At 65.1% G+C, this 18,018-nt stretch carries 16 protein-coding genes; 10 read left to right on the plus strand and 6 right to left on the minus strand.

The window, feature by feature from the left end; translation table 11 throughout:
- Window positions 1-90: 90 nt before the first annotated feature.
- The 6 genes from EP376_RS03080 to EP376_RS03105 form a co-directional block, all read right to left on the minus strand.
- Window positions 91-798, minus strand: coding sequence for an ABC transporter ATP-binding protein (locus EP376_RS03080; RefSeq protein WP_127654059.1), 708 nt, complete (start codon window positions 796-798; stop codon window positions 91-93).
- Entirely contained in the window at window positions 795-1,514 is a 720-nt protein-coding gene (locus tag EP376_RS03085) for an ABC transporter ATP-binding protein (RefSeq protein ID WP_127654060.1), read from the minus strand. Before EP376_RS03085 ends, EP376_RS03080 begins: the two co-directional genes overlap by 4 nt.
- Window positions 1,507-2,499 (minus strand): branched-chain amino acid ABC transporter permease, encoded by a 993-nt coding sequence (locus EP376_RS03090; RefSeq protein WP_127654061.1) that lies wholly within the window; start codon window positions 2,497-2,499, stop codon window positions 1,507-1,509. The genes EP376_RS03085 and EP376_RS03090 overlap by 8 nt, the downstream gene beginning before the upstream one ends.
- A gap of 2 nt (window positions 2,500-2,501) precedes the next feature.
- Window positions 2,502-3,464, minus strand: a complete 963-nt coding sequence (locus EP376_RS03095; RefSeq protein ID WP_127654062.1) for a branched-chain amino acid ABC transporter permease — start codon at window positions 3,462-3,464, stop codon at window positions 2,502-2,504.
- A 75-nt stretch (window positions 3,465-3,539) separates the two neighbouring features.
- The gene (locus EP376_RS03100) at window positions 3,540-4,793 is read right to left on the minus strand and encodes an ABC transporter substrate-binding protein (protein WP_127654063.1); all 1,254 of its coding nucleotides are present in this window, start codon (window positions 4,791-4,793) and stop codon (window positions 3,540-3,542) included.
- A gap of 107 nt (window positions 4,794-4,900) precedes the next feature.
- Entirely contained in the window at window positions 4,901-6,520 is a 1,620-nt protein-coding gene (locus EP376_RS03105; RefSeq protein ID WP_127654064.1) for a GMC family oxidoreductase, read from the minus strand.
- Between the two features lie 229 nt (window positions 6,521-6,749).
- Between EP376_RS03105 and EP376_RS03110 the strand changes: the two genes are divergently transcribed.
- The 10 genes from EP376_RS03110 to EP376_RS03155 all read left to right on the plus strand — a co-directional run bounded on the left by EP376_RS03110 (window position 6,750) and on the right by EP376_RS03155 (window position 17,955).
- On the plus strand, window positions 6,750-8,252 hold the full coding sequence (locus tag EP376_RS03110) for an AfsR/SARP family transcriptional regulator (RefSeq protein ID WP_164744847.1): 1,503 nt from the start codon (window positions 6,750-6,752) through the stop codon (window positions 8,250-8,252).
- 204 nt (window positions 8,253-8,456) lie between these two features.
- A complete protein-coding gene (locus EP376_RS03115; protein WP_127654066.1) occupies window positions 8,457-9,704 on the plus strand; it encodes a cytochrome P450 in 1,248 nt (415 codons plus the stop codon).
- On the plus strand, window positions 9,704-10,768 hold the full coding sequence (locus EP376_RS03120) for a PEP/pyruvate-binding domain-containing protein (protein ID WP_127654067.1): 1,065 nt from the start codon (window positions 9,704-9,706) through the stop codon (window positions 10,766-10,768). Before EP376_RS03115 ends, EP376_RS03120 begins: the two co-directional genes overlap by 1 nt.
- A 30-nt stretch (window positions 10,769-10,798) precedes the next feature.
- Window positions 10,799-12,616, plus strand: coding sequence for a PEP-utilizing enzyme (locus tag EP376_RS03125; RefSeq protein WP_127654068.1), 1,818 nt, complete (start codon window positions 10,799-10,801; stop codon window positions 12,614-12,616).
- Window positions 12,617-12,679: 63 nt separating this feature from the next.
- On the plus strand, window positions 12,680-13,282 hold the full coding sequence (locus EP376_RS03130) for an HD domain-containing protein (RefSeq protein ID WP_127654069.1): 603 nt from the start codon (window positions 12,680-12,682) through the stop codon (window positions 13,280-13,282).
- 15 nt (window positions 13,283-13,297) lie between these two features.
- The gene (locus EP376_RS03135; RefSeq protein ID WP_127654070.1) at window positions 13,298-14,737 is read left to right on the plus strand and encodes an aldehyde dehydrogenase family protein; all 1,440 of its coding nucleotides are present in this window, start codon (window positions 13,298-13,300) and stop codon (window positions 14,735-14,737) included.
- Window positions 14,734-15,405, plus strand: a complete 672-nt coding sequence (locus EP376_RS03140) for an HD domain-containing protein (RefSeq protein WP_127654071.1) — start codon at window positions 14,734-14,736, stop codon at window positions 15,403-15,405. Before EP376_RS03135 ends, EP376_RS03140 begins: the two co-directional genes overlap by 4 nt.
- Window positions 15,390-16,145: an SDR family NAD(P)-dependent oxidoreductase gene (locus tag EP376_RS03145; protein ID WP_127654072.1), complete on the plus strand. Its 756-nt coding sequence runs from the start codon at window positions 15,390-15,392 to the stop codon at window positions 16,143-16,145. The genes EP376_RS03140 and EP376_RS03145 overlap by 16 nt, the downstream gene beginning before the upstream one ends.
- Window positions 16,146-16,154: 9 nt before the next feature.
- Window positions 16,155-16,475, plus strand: coding sequence for a 2Fe-2S iron-sulfur cluster-binding protein (locus EP376_RS03150; RefSeq protein ID WP_127654073.1), 321 nt, complete (start codon window positions 16,155-16,157; stop codon window positions 16,473-16,475).
- Window positions 16,476-16,632: 157 nt separating this feature from the next.
- Window positions 16,633-17,955: an FG-GAP repeat domain-containing protein gene (locus tag EP376_RS03155; RefSeq protein ID WP_164744848.1), complete on the plus strand. Its 1,323-nt coding sequence runs from the start codon at window positions 16,633-16,635 to the stop codon at window positions 17,953-17,955.
- Window positions 17,956-18,018: the final 63 nt, after the last annotated feature.

The following is an 18,018-nucleotide window of genomic DNA, read 5'->3' on the forward strand; positions in this document are numbered from 1 at the left end:
GGAACTCCTTTCACAGGGCAGGCTCTACACCTTTCCATGCGCAGTCTAGCCCAGCAAAGGGGCACGGGCGAGCCTTGGCGTGCCGCGCGGCTAGCCGGTTCCGAAATAGGCCGCGTCCAGCCTGGCGGGCTCTGCGCGAAGGGTCTGGGCGGGTCCGGCATAGCGGGGAATTCCGCCGCGCAGGACGATCGCGGTATCGGCAATGCCGAGGGCCAGTTCGGTGAATTGCTCGATCAGGAGAACGCCGGTGCCGCCCGCCTTGAGGCCCGCCACGAAGGTCATCAGCCGCTTGACGACCAGAGGCGCGAGGCCCAGCGACATCTCGTCGATCAGCAGGAATTTCGGCCGGCTCATCATGGCGTGGCCAAGGGCCAGCATCTGCTGTTGCCCGCCCGACATGGTGCCCGCGATCTGGTCCTTGCGTTCGGCCAGTTCGGGGAACAGGGCGTAGGTTTCGCGCAGCGTCTCGTCGAGGCCGGTGTCGAGGATCGATCCCGCCGCGCGCAGGTTGTCGTCGACGCTCAGCCGGGTCAGGACCCTGTGACCCTCGGGCACGGCCGCGATGCCGGCCCTGCGGATCGTGGCCGCGGGCTTGCCCGTCAGGTCCACACCGTCGAGGCTGACCGTGCCGCCGGTGACGGGCATCATGCCTGCAAGTGCCAGAACAAGCTCGGATTTTCCCGCGCCATTGGCCCCCAGAACGGCCGTCACACTCCCGGGCGCGAGCGTCAGCGACACGCCATCGACCAGCTTGCGGCTCCCCCCGCCGACAGAGAGGTTGGCAACCTCGAGCGTCATATCCCGATCTCCTCTGTGCCCAGATAGGCGGCCTTGACCTTGGGATTGTCCAGCACCTCGGAGGTTGGGCCAAAGGCGATGCGCTTGCCGAAATCCAGAACCAGCGTCTCGGCGCAGATCTCGCGGATCAGGTCTACGTCATGGTCGATGACAAGCGTCTGGGCGCCGGTCTCGTCGTGGATCGCGCGGATCAGGCGGCCAAGCTGGCGAGTCTCGTCGATCGACAGACCACCTGCGGGTTCGTCGAACATGACGATCCGGGGGCTGCCGACAAGGCATTTGGCGACATCCGTCAGACGCCGTTCGAAACTGTTGAGCGCCTCACCCGGTTTGTCCATCCGGTCGGCCATCCCCACCAGTTCGAGCATTCGAAGGACCTCGGCCGACTTGCGGCCCCGTTCGGCGCGGCCATGGTCGATCTGGACCAGAACGTTTTCGAAGACGGTCAGATCCTCGGCGATTTCCTCCTTCTGGAACGACCGGCGCAGGCCCCAGTGCGCGCGCCGGTGCGGGGCGAGGGCCAGGAGGTTCTGGCCGTCCCGTTCGATCCGTCCGCCTGCGGGTTCCACAAAGCCCGAGATGACGTTCATCAGGGTCGTCTTTCCGGCGCCGTTGGGGCCGATGATCCCGCCGATGGGTTGGGTGAATCTGGCCGAGACCTCGTTCAGGGCCACGACGCCGCCAAAGCGGACGGTGATGTCTGTGATCTCAAGCATCGGCGCGCTCCTTCCGGGCGAACCGCGCGACAATCGCGCCGCGCAGCTGACCGGCGATCCCGTCAGGCGCGGTGATGACCGCATGGAGGAGACCCGCGCCGAAAATCACGAAGGCAAGGTCCGCATCGACGCCCCATGTCGACAGAAGCGGGGGCAGGATCTTGTAGAGCGCCGCCGCGATCACCGCGCCCTGCCAGTAGCGCGCGCCCCCCACGACGGCGAGCGCGAAGACCATCACGCTTTCGGATGCGCGGAAGGTGCCGTCATCCAGAAGACCCAGCGATCCGGCCAGTAGTGCGCCCGCCGCACCCCCCAGAAGGCCGCAGATCCCGAAGGCCCATGTTTTGTAGAGCGTGACATTCACGCCCGCCGCCATCGCAGCCGCCTCGGACCTGCGGATCATCGCCCAGGCGCGGCCCGGTTGCAGGCGGCGATGCAATTCGATCAGCAGGAAGCCCAGAAGCGCACAGATCGCGACATAGCGCAGGTAGGCCTCGGGCGACTGGGCAAGGGCAGGGCGGCGAAACGGCTCGCTCGACCCGATGGTCACGCCCCAGAACCCCTCGCCGCCATTGGGGAACTGGAAGGTGGCAAAGACGATCTCCAGCCCGCCCGCGGCCATCAGCGTCACCAGCGCGAGGTAGAGCCCGCGCAAACGCAGCGCCGGCAGAGCGAGGATCCAGCCGAACACCATCGTGGCAAGGGCGGAAAGGACGAGGTTCACCTCGAAGGGCAGGTCTGTGCCGTGGTTCAGCCGCAGCATGACCCAGCCGCCCACGCCCATCAGGCCGACCTGCGTCAGCGAGACAAGGCCCAGCCGGGCATAGAGAAAGGCCACGCCCGCGATCGCCAGCGTGAAGCAGGCGGCCGAGGTAAAGACCGACAGCCAGTAGCTTCCGGCGAGTTCCGGAACGAGGAGGATGACGAATGCCGCGAAGCCGAGGCCGCTCCATCCGGACGGGGTGACGTGAAACAGGCCGCGCATGATCAGTCCCTCCCGCCGAAGGACAGCCGCTGCCCGCGTTGCAGCCATAACAGGACGACCGCCGCGATGACGAAGGGCGCGATGGGCCGCACGCCGCGCAGGGGGGCGGACAGGGTCAGAAGGTTCTCGATCACACCCATCGAGAGCCCGCCGATCAGGACAGCGGTCAGATTCTCGAGCCGGCCGCAGATCGCGGCGGCGATGGAGGGGATGACCATGAAAGTGATCACGACAGGTTCAAGCCGGATCAGGTCGGCGAACATCAGCCCGGTGAAACCGGCCAGAACACCGGCGATCGTCCAGGCAATCGTCTCGACCTTCAGGATCGGGATGCCCAGAAGCGCGGACAGGTCGCGATCATTCGCCAGCGACCGCATCTGAAGCCCGATCCGGGTATAGGTCAGGAAGGCCCAAATGCCGATGACGATGGCGACCGAGGCAAAGAACACAAGAAGCCGGGTGGCGGTGACCCGCATGCCCAGGATGCGCACGCCGATCGCGTCGGTCGGCAATTCGATCGAGCGTGGATCGTCGGCCCATATGAAGGATACCAGCCCCAGAACGATCAGCGCAAAACCCAGCGTCGCCACGGCCTTGACCACGGTATCCCGCCACGCAAGGCGCGGCGCGATCAGCCGTCCGTAGAACAGCGTGATCGCCAGCGACACGGCCAGACAGCCGAGCCACGATATCGGCGGCCAGATGCCCCAGTCGACCAATTGCCAAGCGGTCATGGCGCCCGCGGCCCCCGCGGCGCCGCCCGCGAAATTCAGAACGCCGGTCGCACGGTAGAGCACGACAATGCCGATCCCGCCCAACGCATAGAGCGAGCCCACGGCAAGGCCCGATGCGATGAACAGCCCCACCATCTGGGGGCGGGGCGCGTCCCACGACAAGACACCGATGATCAGCGTCATCGCGACGGCCCAGGCCAGCCAGTTGGAATATTTCGACAGGTTCGCCATTCGCACCCCGCTTTGAATGACCGGCCCCCCGTCCGGTTCGATGGACGGGGGGCCGGGTGACGTCGTCAGGGCCGATCAGCGCAGGCCCAGTTCCGTCTCGATCGCGATGTGGCGCTCGAAATAGGGGCTGTCGTATTCGTAGCAGTCCCGCACGATTTCAAACCCGCCTTCGACGATCTGCACCATGTAACCCGCGTGGTTGGGCATGTGGAAATCGGCGTCGCCCACATAGTAGGGGCCGCACATCAGGTCGGAGGTATAGCCCGAGATGCCGCGGATCGCCTCGCTGACTTTGGCGCGGTCGCCCACATCGGCCGGATCCATCTCGAGCATCGCCTTCACGAAGAAGCGGGCCGACAGGTAACCCGCCTGGCCGAACGTGTCGCGCGGATCGTCTTCATTGCCGAATTCATCCAGCACCGCCACCCAGTTGAGCGCGTCGGGGCCTTCGAGGTTCAGCGGCGCAAGTTCCGCGTTCACGAAGACATGGCCATGCCAGTAGCTGCCCAGCTGATCGGGCACCGACAGGTCATAGAGCGGGGTCGGCGCGATCCAGTTGAACATGTCGCGCAGGTCCTGCTCCTCGGCGGCCGAGAGGATCGCAAGCGCGATGCCCGCGGGCTGGTTGATCAGGATCGTATCCGCACCCGAAGCCAGCGCCTCGAGCAGGGCGGAGTTCACATCCGGTGCGCCGGGGTTGATCAGAACCGGCGTCGACTGACCGCCACGGCTTTCCATGAATTCGGCCACCGCGTTGCACGACCAGATGCCGTTGTTGGGGATGTTGAGCCCCATGCAGGCGATGTGTTCGGCGCCAAGTTCCTCCTGCGCATATTGCGCGGCGCCAAGGTTCGACGGCAGCGGCCCCTGGTTGGTGGAGACGAGGTTGGGCGTCTCGAAGCATTCCGAGATCGCGCAGGCCGAGGCCATGACCATGATGTCGGCCGCCTCGTAGGTGCCGGCGTTCACGGCCATCTCGATGAACGATCCGTTGCCGACCATCGCCACCGTGTCGGTGTCGTTGACAAGGCGGGCTGCGGCCTGTGCCGCGGCCTCGGGGTTCCACTGGTCGTTCTCGACGAGGTATTCGATCGGACGGCCATGGATGCCGCCATTGGCGTTGACGCAGGCGAAATAGGCGGCGGCGGAATCCGTCGACGAGGTCCAGTCGCCGGGCGCGGCGTTGCCGTGGATACCGCCCACGAAGATCGGCTCCCCGGTTGCGGGCTCGCCGGTATTCGCGCCGCATTCGGCGGCGGCGAACGCGGGGCTGCCGAGCGCCAGAACCGCGACGGCGGCGGCGCCCAGTTGTTTGAGATCGGGTTTCATCTTGTCGTCTCCTCCCTGGTGTGTGCCCCTCTCCCGGGGCAATTGTCCGACCGGGCCGTAATGGCCCGGGTCAGGTTCGATTGCGGGGCGCAGCGTGGCATCTGGTGTCACTCCGCTGCCTGAAGCTGGTCGGCCCGGATCAGATCGGCCGCTTTTTCGGCGATCATGATCGTAGGCGCATTGGTGTTGCCCGACACGATCCGCGGCATGATCGAGGCATCGACCACGCGCAGACCGCGCAGGCCGCGCACCCGCAGCGCGGGATCGACGACCGCCTCGGGGCCGGTGCCCATCGCGCAGGTGCCGACCGGGTGATAGACCGTCCGCGTCTGGGCGCGGATATGCGCCACAAGCCCGTCGTCTTCGGTCACCTCGGCGCCGGGGATCACCTCGGTCAGCCCGTGGCGGGCAAGGGGCTCCTGGCGCAGGATCTGACGTGCCAGCTTCACCCCGCGCAGCATCCGCTCCATGTCCGCGTCTTCGCGCAGAAGGCCAAGATCGATATCGGGCGGGCCGTCGGGGGCGGTGCGGGTGACGCTGCCCCGGCTTTCGGGCCGCAACAGGCAGGTGTGCAACGAGATGCCGTGGCCATATTCGATCATCCGTCCCCGGTGGCTTTTCAGGCCGGGGATGATGTGAAACTGGATATCGGGCCGCGCCTCAGCGGGGGAGGATCGGACGAATCCGCCGCCCTCGACCATGTTCGAGGCGAACATCCCGCGCTGCCGGGTCAGCCAGTTGACCGCATCCATGGCGCGGGCGGGCAGGGCGCGCAGCGACACGCCGTAGGGCACGGTCGAGCGGCTTCGGTTGATGATCATGCAATCGGCATGATCCTGAAGGTTGCGGCCCACGCCCGGCAGATCGTGAACCGGCGTGATGCCTGCGGCGCGCAGCGCCTCCGCCCCCCCGATGCCAGAGCGCATCAGGATGTCAGGGGACCCTACCGCCCCGGCGCACAGCACGATTTCTGCCCGTGCCGCAAAGTCGATCGCCGTGCCATCGGCGCGGCGCGCCCTGACCGTCCGGGCGCGTGTGCCGTCGAGTTCGATGCCGACCACCTCGAGGTCCGTCTCGATGCACAGATTGTCCCGTTTGCGGGCGGACGAGAGAAAGGCCTCGGCGGTGGATTGCCGCCGCCCGCCGCGCTGGGTCACCTGAAACAGGCCCACGCCCTCGGGTTTGGGGACGTTGAAATCCGGGCAGGCCCGCATCTGCAACTGGCCCGCCGCCGCGACGAAATCGGCGTTCACGGGTGAAGGGTCGGGAATATAGGTCACCGAAAGCGGACCTGTCCGGCCATGCCAGTCATCGTCAAGCGACGGGTCGTCATTCGCCTCGGAGCGTTTGAAATAGGGCAGGACGGATGCGTAATCCCAGCCGGTGCAGCCCGCCTCGGCCCAGCCGTCGTAATCGGCGCGGTGGCCCCGGATATAGATCATGCCGTTGATCGCCGACGATCCGCCCAGAACCTTTCCGCGCGGCACCGATATGCGCCTGTGATCCAGCGCCTCCTGCGGTGTCGAGGCATAGAGCCAGTTGTGCCGCGGGTCCTTCGAAAGAAGCATCACGCCCAGCGGGATACTGATGCGCGGGGATCGGTCGGCCGGGCCGGCCTCCAGCAGGCAGACGGTGACATCGGGCCGTTCGCTCAGCCGGGCGGCAAGGGTCGCCCCGGCAGACCCGGCCCCGATGATTACGTAGTCGAAGACCCGCCCTGACCCCATGACGGGCTAGTCCCGGCCAGGGATCCCGGCTTTGTGCCGGGCGCTGGTCTGCCATGTCCCGAGTGCCCGCGCGCGACCGGCGCGGCCTGGTGTCGATGTCACCGATGCATCCTCCCTCGACGCCCGGGTCCGGGCGTTGAAGAAACGCTAGCGTCACGGCTTTGGTTTTCCTTTGGCAAATTGGCTGGGATCGCGTTAAGATAGGACTGAACCGGAAGGAACGATGCCCATGCCAGACACTGGCGCCACCGTGCCGAACGAAATCAACGCGACGCTGTTCTTTGCCGCGGACGAACCCGAATTCGTGGCGGGTGCGATGTCCCATGCGACGGGCGGCGAGCCTGTCCTTGCAATCACCGGATCGGATGCCTTCGCGCGGCTGTTCGGTGCCGGTCACAGCATGGACTTTGCCGAGGCCCAGCTGGATTCGGTTCCCCTGAATATCGACGATGTTCTCGACCGGCTGCGCCAGCGGCTGGCCGCAGTGCCCGACGTGGCCTGCGTCGTGATCGACATGTCCTGGACACATGCCCCCGCGACAAGCGTCGGCGGCATCGAGGGATGGGGCGATATCGCCGAGCGGCTGTGCGCGCGGCCCGGCGTGGCGGTCGTCTCGGCGTTCGACAAGGAATTCCTGGTCGAGGATCAGCTTCAGGCCGCGATGCGGGCGACACAGCAATTCATCTCGCCCTCGGGTCTGCGGGAAAACCCGCATTGGCTGCCCAATGAAATCCGGCTTGGTTCCACGCTGGATGAGAAGCTGGGCTTCATGCTGGGGCGGATCGTGCCGGAATTCGCGGGTTCGGGCGGGCTGCGTCGCATTGATCAGATGGCCGCGCGGGGCGGGGCGCCGGACTGGCTCGACCGCGCGCCGCTTGTTCCGGCCGAGACCAGCGATCGGCCGCCGTGGTACATCCGCTGTCTCGGGCCCCTCGAAGTCTTTGCGGGCGGGCCTGAACCGGTCGACTGGCGCCAGCCGGGCAGCGCGCCCAAGAAGACGCGAACGCTTTTCGCCTACCTTCTGAATGCCGGTGAAAAGGGTGCCCATGCCGATCAGATCTGCGAATTGCTCTGGCAGGGGGAGGAGCCCAACGCCAAGAAGCGCGCGCGCCTGCACCATACGGTCGCAATGCTAAGGCGGACGCTGGGGGGGCAGGATGCCGTGCTGCGCATCGACGAAAGCTACCGGCTCAACGTGCCGCCGGGCAGCCGGATCGACGTCGACAGTTTCGAGCAGATCTGCAGACGCGGCCTGTCCTTTGCGCGCGCCGGCAAGAACGAGGCGGCGCTGAAGCTCTATCTCGAGGGGGAACGGCAATATCGCGGCGATCTCTTCGAGAACCTGCCGCATGAATACCTTTCGACCGAAACCGAAGACTGGATCATCCCGCGCCGGACGTGGCTGCGCGATATGGCGGTGCGGCTGCATTATGACATGTCCAAGCTGCTCCGCCGCTACAGCCGCCTCGGCGAGGCGCTCGATCATGCGCTCAAGGCGGTGGCGCTCGATCCGCTGAACGAGGCCGCCAACACCGAAGCCATGCGGGTCTTTCATGCGCAGGGCCGGATCGAGGCGATGCACCGGCAGTTCCGGCAATACAGCGCCGCGCTCAATGCGATCGGTGTCTCGGCGCCGGGCCCGGAGGTGACCTCGGTGTATGGCGAGATGTGCCGCTCGCTCGATCATCTGTCGCCCACGCGGCGCAAGATGCGGGATCTGAGCCTGCGATAGCGCGAATCGGACCGGCACCACGAAGGCCGCTTGCCCTTTGGGCTTTGGAAGGAGGCTGCTCCGCCTCGATCGGAAAAATCTCTTTCAAACAGGTGTTTGGCTTGGATTGCGTGGGCCAAAGAAAAACCAAAGACTAGTCCCTAGGCTCATCCTCGACGGCGCGACACCACGGAGGATCGGTGGCGCGCCACGAGGGAGGACAGCATGAACGCCTTGGATACCATCCGCGGGTCGGATGCCTATGATCCGTATGATCTGAACAACCCGCATCCCGAATGGCACCGGTTCCGCGAGGAACAGCCCATCTTCTATCACGAGCCGTCGGGCTACTGGATCGTGTCGCGCTATGACGACATCAAGGCCATCTTCGACGACTGGAAGACCTTCTCGAGCGAGAACGCGCAAAAGCCCATGAGGCCGATGTGCGACGCGGCCCGGCAAGTCATGAAAGATGGCGGTTTCAGCGCCTATTCGGGTCTGACGGCGCGGGTTCCGCCCGATCATACGCGGATCCGCAAGATCGCGCAGGGCTGTTTCGGGCCTCGCCGCTTCAAGGCGATCGCCCCCCAGATCGAAGAGATCGTGGCCCGGCACCTCGACGACCTCGAAGAGGCGGGGCGCGCCGGCGGCCCGGTCGACTTCTGGCAGATCGTTGCCCATCCGGTGCCGGCCTATGTCCTGTTCACGCTGATGGGGATCCCCGACGAGGACGTGCCCCGGATCAAGAAATACGGCGAAAGCCGCTCGCGGATGACATCGTCCGACCTGACCGACGAAGAACAGGTCCCGGTGGCCCACGACATGGTTGCCTATTGGCAATACATCCACGACCTGCTGGATATGCGGCGCGCGGAACCGGGCGACGATTTCCCCTCCGACCTGCTGCGCCTTCAGGCCGAGGGCGCCGAGATCAGCGACGAGGAAATCGCGGGCGTTCTCTATTCCACGCTGTTCGCGGGCCACGAGACCACGTCGACCTTCATGGGCAATTACGTGATCGAGGCGCTGCGCAATCGCGACGCCTGGGAGGCGATCAAGGCCGACCATTCGCTCATTCCCAACGCCATCGAAGAGATGCTGCGCTTTGCGCCCTCGGTTGTGGGCTGGCGCCGCAAGGCGCGCCATGCGACCCAGCTGGGTGGGGTGGACCTGGCCGAAGGGGCCGAGATCCTGATGCTGACGGGCTCTGCCAATCGCGATGAGACGACTTTCCCCGAAGGCGAGCGGCTCGATATCTCGCGCGAGAATGCCCGAACCCATCTGAGCTTTGGCTACGGCATCCACTACTGCCTTGGGTTCCACCTCGCCAAGATGGAAGGGCAGGCCCTTGTGCGGCAATTGGCCGAACGGTTCCCGGACATGCGATTGGCCGAAGATTTCGTTCCCGAATACAATCGCAACATCACCTTCCGTGTTCCGAAATCGGTCATGGTCGAATGGGAGCACGCTTGATGAACGATCTCTTTACTCTTGATTTTTCAGAGATTGGTTCAGCGGATCATGCCCGCGTCGGCGGCAAGTGCGCCTCGCTTGGGGAGATGACGCAGGCCGGTGTCGCGGTGCCCCCGGGCTTTGCCGTGACGACGGAGGCCTTCTCCGCCATGCTCGATCATCACGGACTGCGCGACGAGATCGACCGCGCGCTCGATGGTGTGGACCCCGAGGATCTCGACGCGGTCGACCGTGCCGCGCAGGCGATCCGTATCCGCATCCGGTCGCACAAGTTGCCACCCGAGGTCGAGACCGCGATCCGCGAAGCCTATGCCGCGCTCGGCGATGATATGCCCGTCGCTGTCAGGTCGTCGGCCACCGCCGAGGATTTGCCGGATGCGAGTTTCGCGGGGCAGCAGGACACCTATCTGTGGGTGCGCGGCGCCGATGACGTGGTGACCCATGTTCGCGATTGCTGGGCGTCGCTCTATACGACGCGCGCTGTGGCCTACCGCGAAAAGAACAACATCGCGCATGCCGGCGTTCTGATGAGCGTGGGCGTGCAAAAGATGGTCAATGCCCGCGCCGCGGGCGTCGCCATGACGCTTGACCCCGGAACCGGCGATCGCACCCGGATCGTGATCGAGGCCTCTTGGGGCCTGGGCGAAATGGTGGTTTCCGGCGTGGTCACGCCCGACAATTTCGTGGTGGAAAAGGTGCTCGAGGAAATCCTCGACCGCAAGATCGCGGACAAGCATGTGGAACTGGTGGGCGACGCCGAACTGGGGGAGGCTGTCGAACGCGAGGTCGAGGCGGCCCGCCGCACGGCCTGTTGCCTGAGTGATGCCGAGATACTGGCCGTCGCGCGCTTGGCCAAGCGTCTGGAAAAGCAGAACAAATGTCCGCAAGATGTGGAATGGGCCATCGACGCGGACCTGCCCGATGGCGAAAACCTTCTGGCGCTGCAATCGCGCCCCGAAACGATCTGGTCCCAGAAGAAGGCCGAGAAAAAGCCCGCGAGCTACATGACCGGCATGATGGGCATCGTGAATACGCTGAATAATCCGATCAGCAGCAAAGGCTGATCATTCGATCCATTCCAGGGAGGAAATTGAATGGACGCTCAGAAACCAATGTTCCCAAGCGCCTTCGAGGTGGAGACACCGGCCGGTGCCGAGGGGTGGAAGGATCTCTACCCCTATTACACGCATTTTCAGCCCGCGCGGCGCGAAGAGGATGATGCGACCTTCTGGTTCTGCAATTCGCAGCACTGGCCGACGCCGTTCCGTCCCTTCGATACGATCATGCTGGATTTCGCGATCAAGGGGCTGGGGCAATACAACACCCGCCATCTGGTGGTCCCGCCCGCGAATGGCGTCGATTACCGTATCCTGAACGGCTATGTCTATTTCTCGCCCGTGGCCGTCGCGCCCGAGCTGATCGAGGCGCGCGTGCCGCAATTCATGGAACGTGCGGGCCATTATTTCCAGAACTGGGGCGAGCTTTACGCCAACTGGAAGGAAAAGGTTCTCGCCATGATCGGCGAGTTGGACGCGATCGAATTCACCGCGCTTCCGGATGTGGAGGACATCGCGGTCGTGACCGGCGGCAAGGGGCTCGATTCCACCAACCAGCTGTTCGATCAATACGACAAGGCGATCGAGCTGTGCTACAAGATCTGGCAGTATCATTTCGAGTTTCTGAACCTCGGCTACGCGGCCTATCTGGATTTCTTCGGCTTCGTGAAGGAGCAGTTTCCGACGATCCCTGATCAGGCCATCGCCAAGATGGTTCAGGGCGTCGATTCCGAGCTGTTCCGCCCCGATGACGAGATCAAGAAGCTTGCCAAGCTTGCCGTCGAACTGGGCTGTGCGGATGCCCTGAAGACGGGAACGGTCGACGAGGCGCTGGCCGCGGTGGCCAAGGCCCCGGGCGGGGACAAATGGCTTGCCCAATGGGAAGAGGCCAAGGACCCGTGGTTCAACTTCACCTCCGGCAACGGCTTCTATTCGACGGACAAGTACTGGATCGATCACCTCGATATCCCGATGGCCTATCTGCGCGACTACATCGAGCGGGTCGAGGACGGTGACGAGATCATGCGCCCGACCGCCAAGCTTCTGGCCGAGCGTGACCGCATCACCGCCGAATACCGCGAGATGATGGACGCCGACGCGCAGGAGGTCTTTGACGGCAAGCTGGGTCTGGCCCGCGTCGTGTTTCCTTATGTCGAGGATCACAACTTCTACATCGAACATTGGGCGCTGGGCGTGTTCTGGCGCAAGATGCGGCAGCTGTCCAAGCTCCTGTCCGATCAGGGCTTTTGGGAGAATGACGAGGACATGTTCTTCCTCAACCGCAACGAGATCCGTGACGTGTTGTGGGATTACTCCTCGTCCTGGGCCATCGGCGTGCGCAAGCGTGGCACCGAACTTTGGCCTGCCGAGATCGAACGCCGGCGCGGCATTCACAAGGCGCTGTCCTCGGTCCGGCCTCTTCCCGCGCTCAACAACCCGCCCGAGGTCATCACCGAGCCCTTTACCATCATGCTCTGGGGGATCACCTCGGATGCGGTGGAACGCTGGGTCGCCGCCGACGACACGTCGGGCGAGCTGAAGGGCATGGCCGCCGCCCCCGGCGAGGTCGAGGGCGTGGCGCGGGTTCTGTCGAGCCCAGATCAATTGTCCGAATTGCAGAAGGGCGAGATCCTTGTCACGCCCGTCACGGCGCCGTCATGGGCGCCGGTCTTCGGCAAGATCAGCGCCGCGGTCACCGATATCGGCGGAATGATGAGCCACGCGGCCATCGTCTGCCGGGAATACGGCCTGCCCGCCGTGACGGGAACCGGCAATGCCAGTTCGCGGATCGAGACCGGGATGCGTCTGCGCGTCAACGGCAACACCGGCACCGTGACGGTGCTCGACGAGGCGTAAGCCACGACAGGGGCCGGGCGTCTGTCGCGCGGCCCCCTCACAACCTTGCAGAGACACACCCCGATGACGAAGATCGCCGATACGGCGCGCTATGACCCTGTCTGGCGCGCGGCCGAACCCTACATGCGCGCGCGCCGCAACGACGTGCACATCCCGCTCAGCTTTGCATGGTGCCAGAGGCTTCTTGATCTGCACCCCGAGGCGGACCGCGATGTCTGCTCTCTTGCGATCCTGCTGCACGATATCGGCTGGTATTCCATCGACATGGACCGGATCATCGAAGAGGGCTTTCGCTCCGACAACCCGCTGCAATCGGACGTGCGCTACCTGCACGAGGCCGAGGGCGTGCGTCTGGGCACCGAGGTTCTGCGCGCGACCGGCTGGAGCGAGGAGATCATCGCGCAGGTGTGCGAGATCATCGACGGCCATGACACCCGCCCGGATCCGCACCATCTGAATGACCGGATCGTGCGCGATGCCGACAAGCTCTGGCGGTTCGAGGTGACAGGCATCGCGGTGGCCTGTGACTGGTTCGCGGTGACGCCGCATGGCTATGCCGACATGCTCGAGGCGCAGAAGGATATCCTCGAGACAGCGCCGGGCCGCGAGATGGCCGCGCGCGAACTGGCCGCGACGCGGGCCAAGCTGATGCTTCACGTGTTGTAGGGAAGGACCCGGGCCATGGAGATGTTCATCGACGGCACGTGGCAGGCCTCTGACGGCGGCGCGACGTTCGAGGTGTCGAACCCCGCAACGGGCGCGGTGGTCGATCACGTCCCCGATGCCACGGCCACGGATGCCGATCGCGCCATCGCGGCGGCCGCACGTGCCTTCGACACATGGCGACACCGCCCGGTGACGGAGCGGGTGGCGATCCTCAAGGCCTGCGCCGGGGCCATGCGCGACCGCGCGGACGAAATCGGCGCGCTTCTGCACGCAGAACTGGGCCGGCCGCTTGCGGGCTGCATCGGCGAGATATCCCGCTCTGCCGATCTGATGGACATTTACGCCGAAGAGGGCCTTCGCCTTCAGGCCACGATGGGCCTTGGCGGGGCCACGGGCGAAAAGACCATCGTGACCCGCGACCCCGTGGGCGTTGTCGTGGCGATCACCCCGTTCAACTATCCCGTCACGCTTCTTCTGTTCAAGCTCGGCGCGGCCCTCGCGGCGGGCTGCACGATGGTTGCCAAACCCTCCGAAGACACGCCGCTGTCGACACTCAGACTGGCCGCGATCTTCGCCGAGGCGGGATTGCCGCCGGGCTGTTTCAACGTGGTCACGGGGCAGGGCAGGGCTCTGGGCGAGGCGCTCGTCGAACATCCCGTCCCGCGCAAGATCGCCTTCACCGGCAGCACCGCCGTGGGCAAGGCCATCGCGGCGGCGGCGGCCGGCACGATGAAGCGTCTGACACTCGAACTGGGCGGTCAGTCTCCGGCCATCGTCTGCGCCGACGCCGATCTCGACAAAGCCACCAGTGCCATCGCCCGCCACGGCTTCGCCAATTCCGGGCAATTCTGCTACCGGGTGAACCGGGTCTATGTCGACCGTGCCATCCATGACGCGTTCGTCGCGCAACTGACCGACAAGGTCGCGACCCTTACGCTTGCGCCCGCAGGGGGCGACGGGGATCTCGGCCCGCTCGTCAATTCCAAGATATACGCCAACAGCGCCGCGCAGGTGGCCGATGCCCGGGACAAGGGCGCGCGGATTGTTCTGGGGGGCGACCGACAGACCGGTCCGGGCTTCGACGGCGGCCATTACCTGCCGCCCACGATCATCGCCGATGCCACGCCCGACATGCTGATCCTGAGAGAGGAAACCTTTGGCCCGGTTCTGGGGATTTGCGCGGTCGACAGCCCCGCCGAGGCCCTCCGCCTTGCCAATGACAGCCGGTATGGGCTTGCGGGTTTCGTCTTCACACGCGATCTGGCCCGCGGTCTTGCCCTGTGCGAAGGGATGGAGGCCGGGTCGGTCTGGCTCAACGACATCCAGCGATCGTCGCATTTCGTGCCCTTCGGCGGCATGAAAGAAAGCGGTCTGGGTCGGGAAAAGGGCCGCTACGGCGTTGAGGCTTATCTTGAATACAAGACCCTTTACCTGAGCTACGAGGTGCCGGAATGACCGCAGAGACGCTGTTTCTTCCCCGCGATCTTCCACTTTGGCGGGATGCGCGGCCCTATCTGGATGTGCGCAACAACGACGAACACACGATCATCGCCTATGCGCTGGCCAGACGGCTGGTCGCGCTGACGCCGGGGGCCGAGGAAAGCGTCGTCCTGCCCGCGATCCTGCTGCATGACGTGGGGTGGAAAAAGGTCCCCGAAGACCTCTTGCTTCATGCGGTCGGGCGCAAGCCGACCCGGCCCGACCTTGTCCGCGACCACGAGCTTTACGGGGTCGAGATCGCCCGGGAGATACTGGAACGCCACGCCCCCGAAGGGGTCGATATCGATGCCGTCTGCGAGATCATCGACGGCCACGACACGGTGAAGGAAGCCAAGTCGCTCAACGATGCGGTGGTGAAGGATGCCGACAAGGGCTGGCGCTCCACGCCGCATGGCATGCGCACCATCGGTGGCTGGTATGGCGTGGGCCCCGACGAGGTGCTGATCATGCTTGAGGAGAAATCCAACCCGCTGATGCTGACACCTGCGGGCCGCGCGCTGGCCGAAGGGCAGACAACGGCCGTCCGGACCGAGATGATGATCGAGGCCTGTCTCGGCCACGGGCCGGAATTCACCACGGCCCTGCCGCCGGGAAAGGGAGCCGACAAATGGCAACGCAACTGAACCTCGAGGGCAAGCGCGTCATCGTCACAGGCGCCGCGGGCGGCCTTGGCCGCGCCTTTGCCGAGGCCTTTGCCGGGGCAGGGGCACGGGTTCTTGCCGCCGATATCGACGAGGCCGGCGCAGCGGAAACAGCCACCCGGATCGGGTCTGCCTGCTATGCCGCGCCGCTCGACGTGACGGACAGCTCCAGCTGTGCCGCGCTGGCCTCTGTCGCGCATGACGCGATGGGCGGCGTCGATGTTCTGGTCAACAACGCGGCTTATTTCGGCGGGCTGACCCGCGCGCCTTTCATGGAGATCGAAGAGGCCGACTGGGACCGCGCGATGAACGTCAATGCCAAGGGCGTCTGGCAGGTCACCCGGGCCATCGCACCGATGATGCAGCAGGCCGGCGCCGGATCGATCATCAACATCGCCTCGGCCACCGTCTTTTCGGGCTCGCCCCAATGGATGCATTACGTGGCCTCCAAGGGTGCGGTCATCGCCATGACCCGCGTCATGGCAAAGGAACTGGGCGGCGACGGGATCCGGGCCAATGTCATCGCGCCGGGCTTCACCCTGACCGAGGCCAGCTTTGGTCATATGGAAGACGCCCGGAATTACGGTGTCGATCGCGCGGCCCTGAAGCGCAACGCCGAGGCCGGAGATATCGTGGGCGGGGTGCTCTACCTCGCCTCCGATCTTTCGGGCTTCATGACGGGCCAGACGCTGGTTATTGACGGCGGCAAGCAATTCATCTGAGGAGACGAGATGGTCAAGGTCACCTTTATCGAAGCCGACGGCACTCGCCGCGAGGTCGACGCGCCGGAAGGCGAGCCGCTGATGTATGCCGCGCGCGATGCCGGCGTGGCGGGCATCGTCGCCGAATGCGGCGGCTCGGCCATGTGCGCAACATGCCATTGCTACGTGATCGAGGCTGCGCCCGGCACCTTGCCCGAGCCGCGGGCCGACGAGGCCGACACGGTCGAGTTCATGGCCAACGAGCCGCGGGAAAACAGCCGGCTGACCTGTCAGATCACGGTGACGCCGGCGCTCGACGGGGCCGTCTTCGAAGTTGCGACGGGGCGATAGGCCCCGACCACGCCCCCCTTGGTCTGCGCCCTGCTTCGGGCGGAAAAACGTCCGCCCCCGACAGAAGAGACCTGTCCGCGGCCCCGGCAATTCTGCTTTCGGCGACGGCCGGGGGCTGATAGATTAAAGCGGTCTTTTGTTGTTGCGGGGTTTGATCGTGTTGCGTGCCTGCGTGTTTGTCGTTGTCCTTCTTGCCCATGAGATCGTCTTTAGCCTGAGTGCACAGGCGCAGGGTCGCGATGACGTGGCCTATGCACAACGTGCGCTGACGTTTCTGGGGTTCGAGCCGGGCGTCGTTGACGGGCAATGGGGCCGGAATTCCGACACAGCCCTGTCCGGGTTTCTCGGCGCGCTTGACAGGGCGCATGACGGAGCGCTGGACGCCGGAGATCTCGACCTGCTCCGACAGGCCGTCGCTGAGGTGCCGCCCGGTCCGGCCACGTCCTATGCAACAGCCAGGGAACCCGGGACGCCTCCCTTTCGGATACCGCGCCTGAGCGTTCCGGTCGGTCGGTATTTCCAGGACATCTTTCGCACCACGCTCGATATCGACGGGGATGGCGCGCGGGAGCTGTTCGTCGCCACCGCGATCTACGATCCCAGGGACGCGCGCGAACAGGCATCGCCCGGCTATTACGCGTTCTTTGCCAAAGGGGAACGGCAGCGATGGGAGCACCTCGATATCCTGACAGGCGACCATGATGATATCTGCATCCACGCCCGAAAAGCCGTCGTCGCCGATTTCAACGGCGATGCGGTTCCCGACGTCTTCGTCGCCTGCCACGGATGGGATGGGCCGCCGTTTCCCGGCGAACGGAACAACATCCTGCTGTCACAGCCGGACGGGACCTACAGGATCGCGATCCCGTCTCCCGATGTGGGCTTCTTTCATGGCGCTGCCGCCGCGGATTTCGACCGCGACGGCGATCCGGATATCCTGGCTGTCGCGGGGACCCAGAGGGATCCACTCTTTGTCCTGCTTAATGACGGGACAGGACAATTCCAGCGGGTCGACGGGTTCATTCCGCAGGGCACGCGCGGATCGCATACCTGGTTTACCGTCGAGGTCCCCGACATCAACGGGGATGGGTTCTACGACATCCTTGTCGGGGGCCATGACTGGGAAGGCGGGCCGACCCGCGCGTTTCTCAATCCGGGGGACAACGATTTTTCGCGCGTCCGGGGCGAGACGTTGCCGGCCGTCCCCGGCATGGGTGTTGTCCTCGATTTCGCGGTCTCCGACGACGGCGCGCGGAACATCTGGGTTCTGCGCACTAGCGGGGGAGATGGCTCCTTCTATGATGGTGTTGCGATCCAGCGGGTTTCCTGGCCCGGTCTTGTCTCCGAGATCGTGGAGGAAAAGCGCGGGATCCGTTGGGTGCCTCATATCGCTGTCTGGGAGGAGGATGGCATCGGCTATGTGGGAAGCGACGATGTCGCGGCGCCCTTCGGGCCCTTGATGCGTCGCCCGGCTGACTGAGTGACGAATTCTTTGAAAGAATTCGAACCGGAAACTTTGAAAGTTTCCGGCCCCCCGGCAGGC

The organism is Alexandriicola marinus, from assembly GCF_004000435.1.
Lineage (GTDB): Bacteria > Pseudomonadota > Alphaproteobacteria > Rhodobacterales > Rhodobacteraceae > Alexandriicola > Alexandriicola marinus.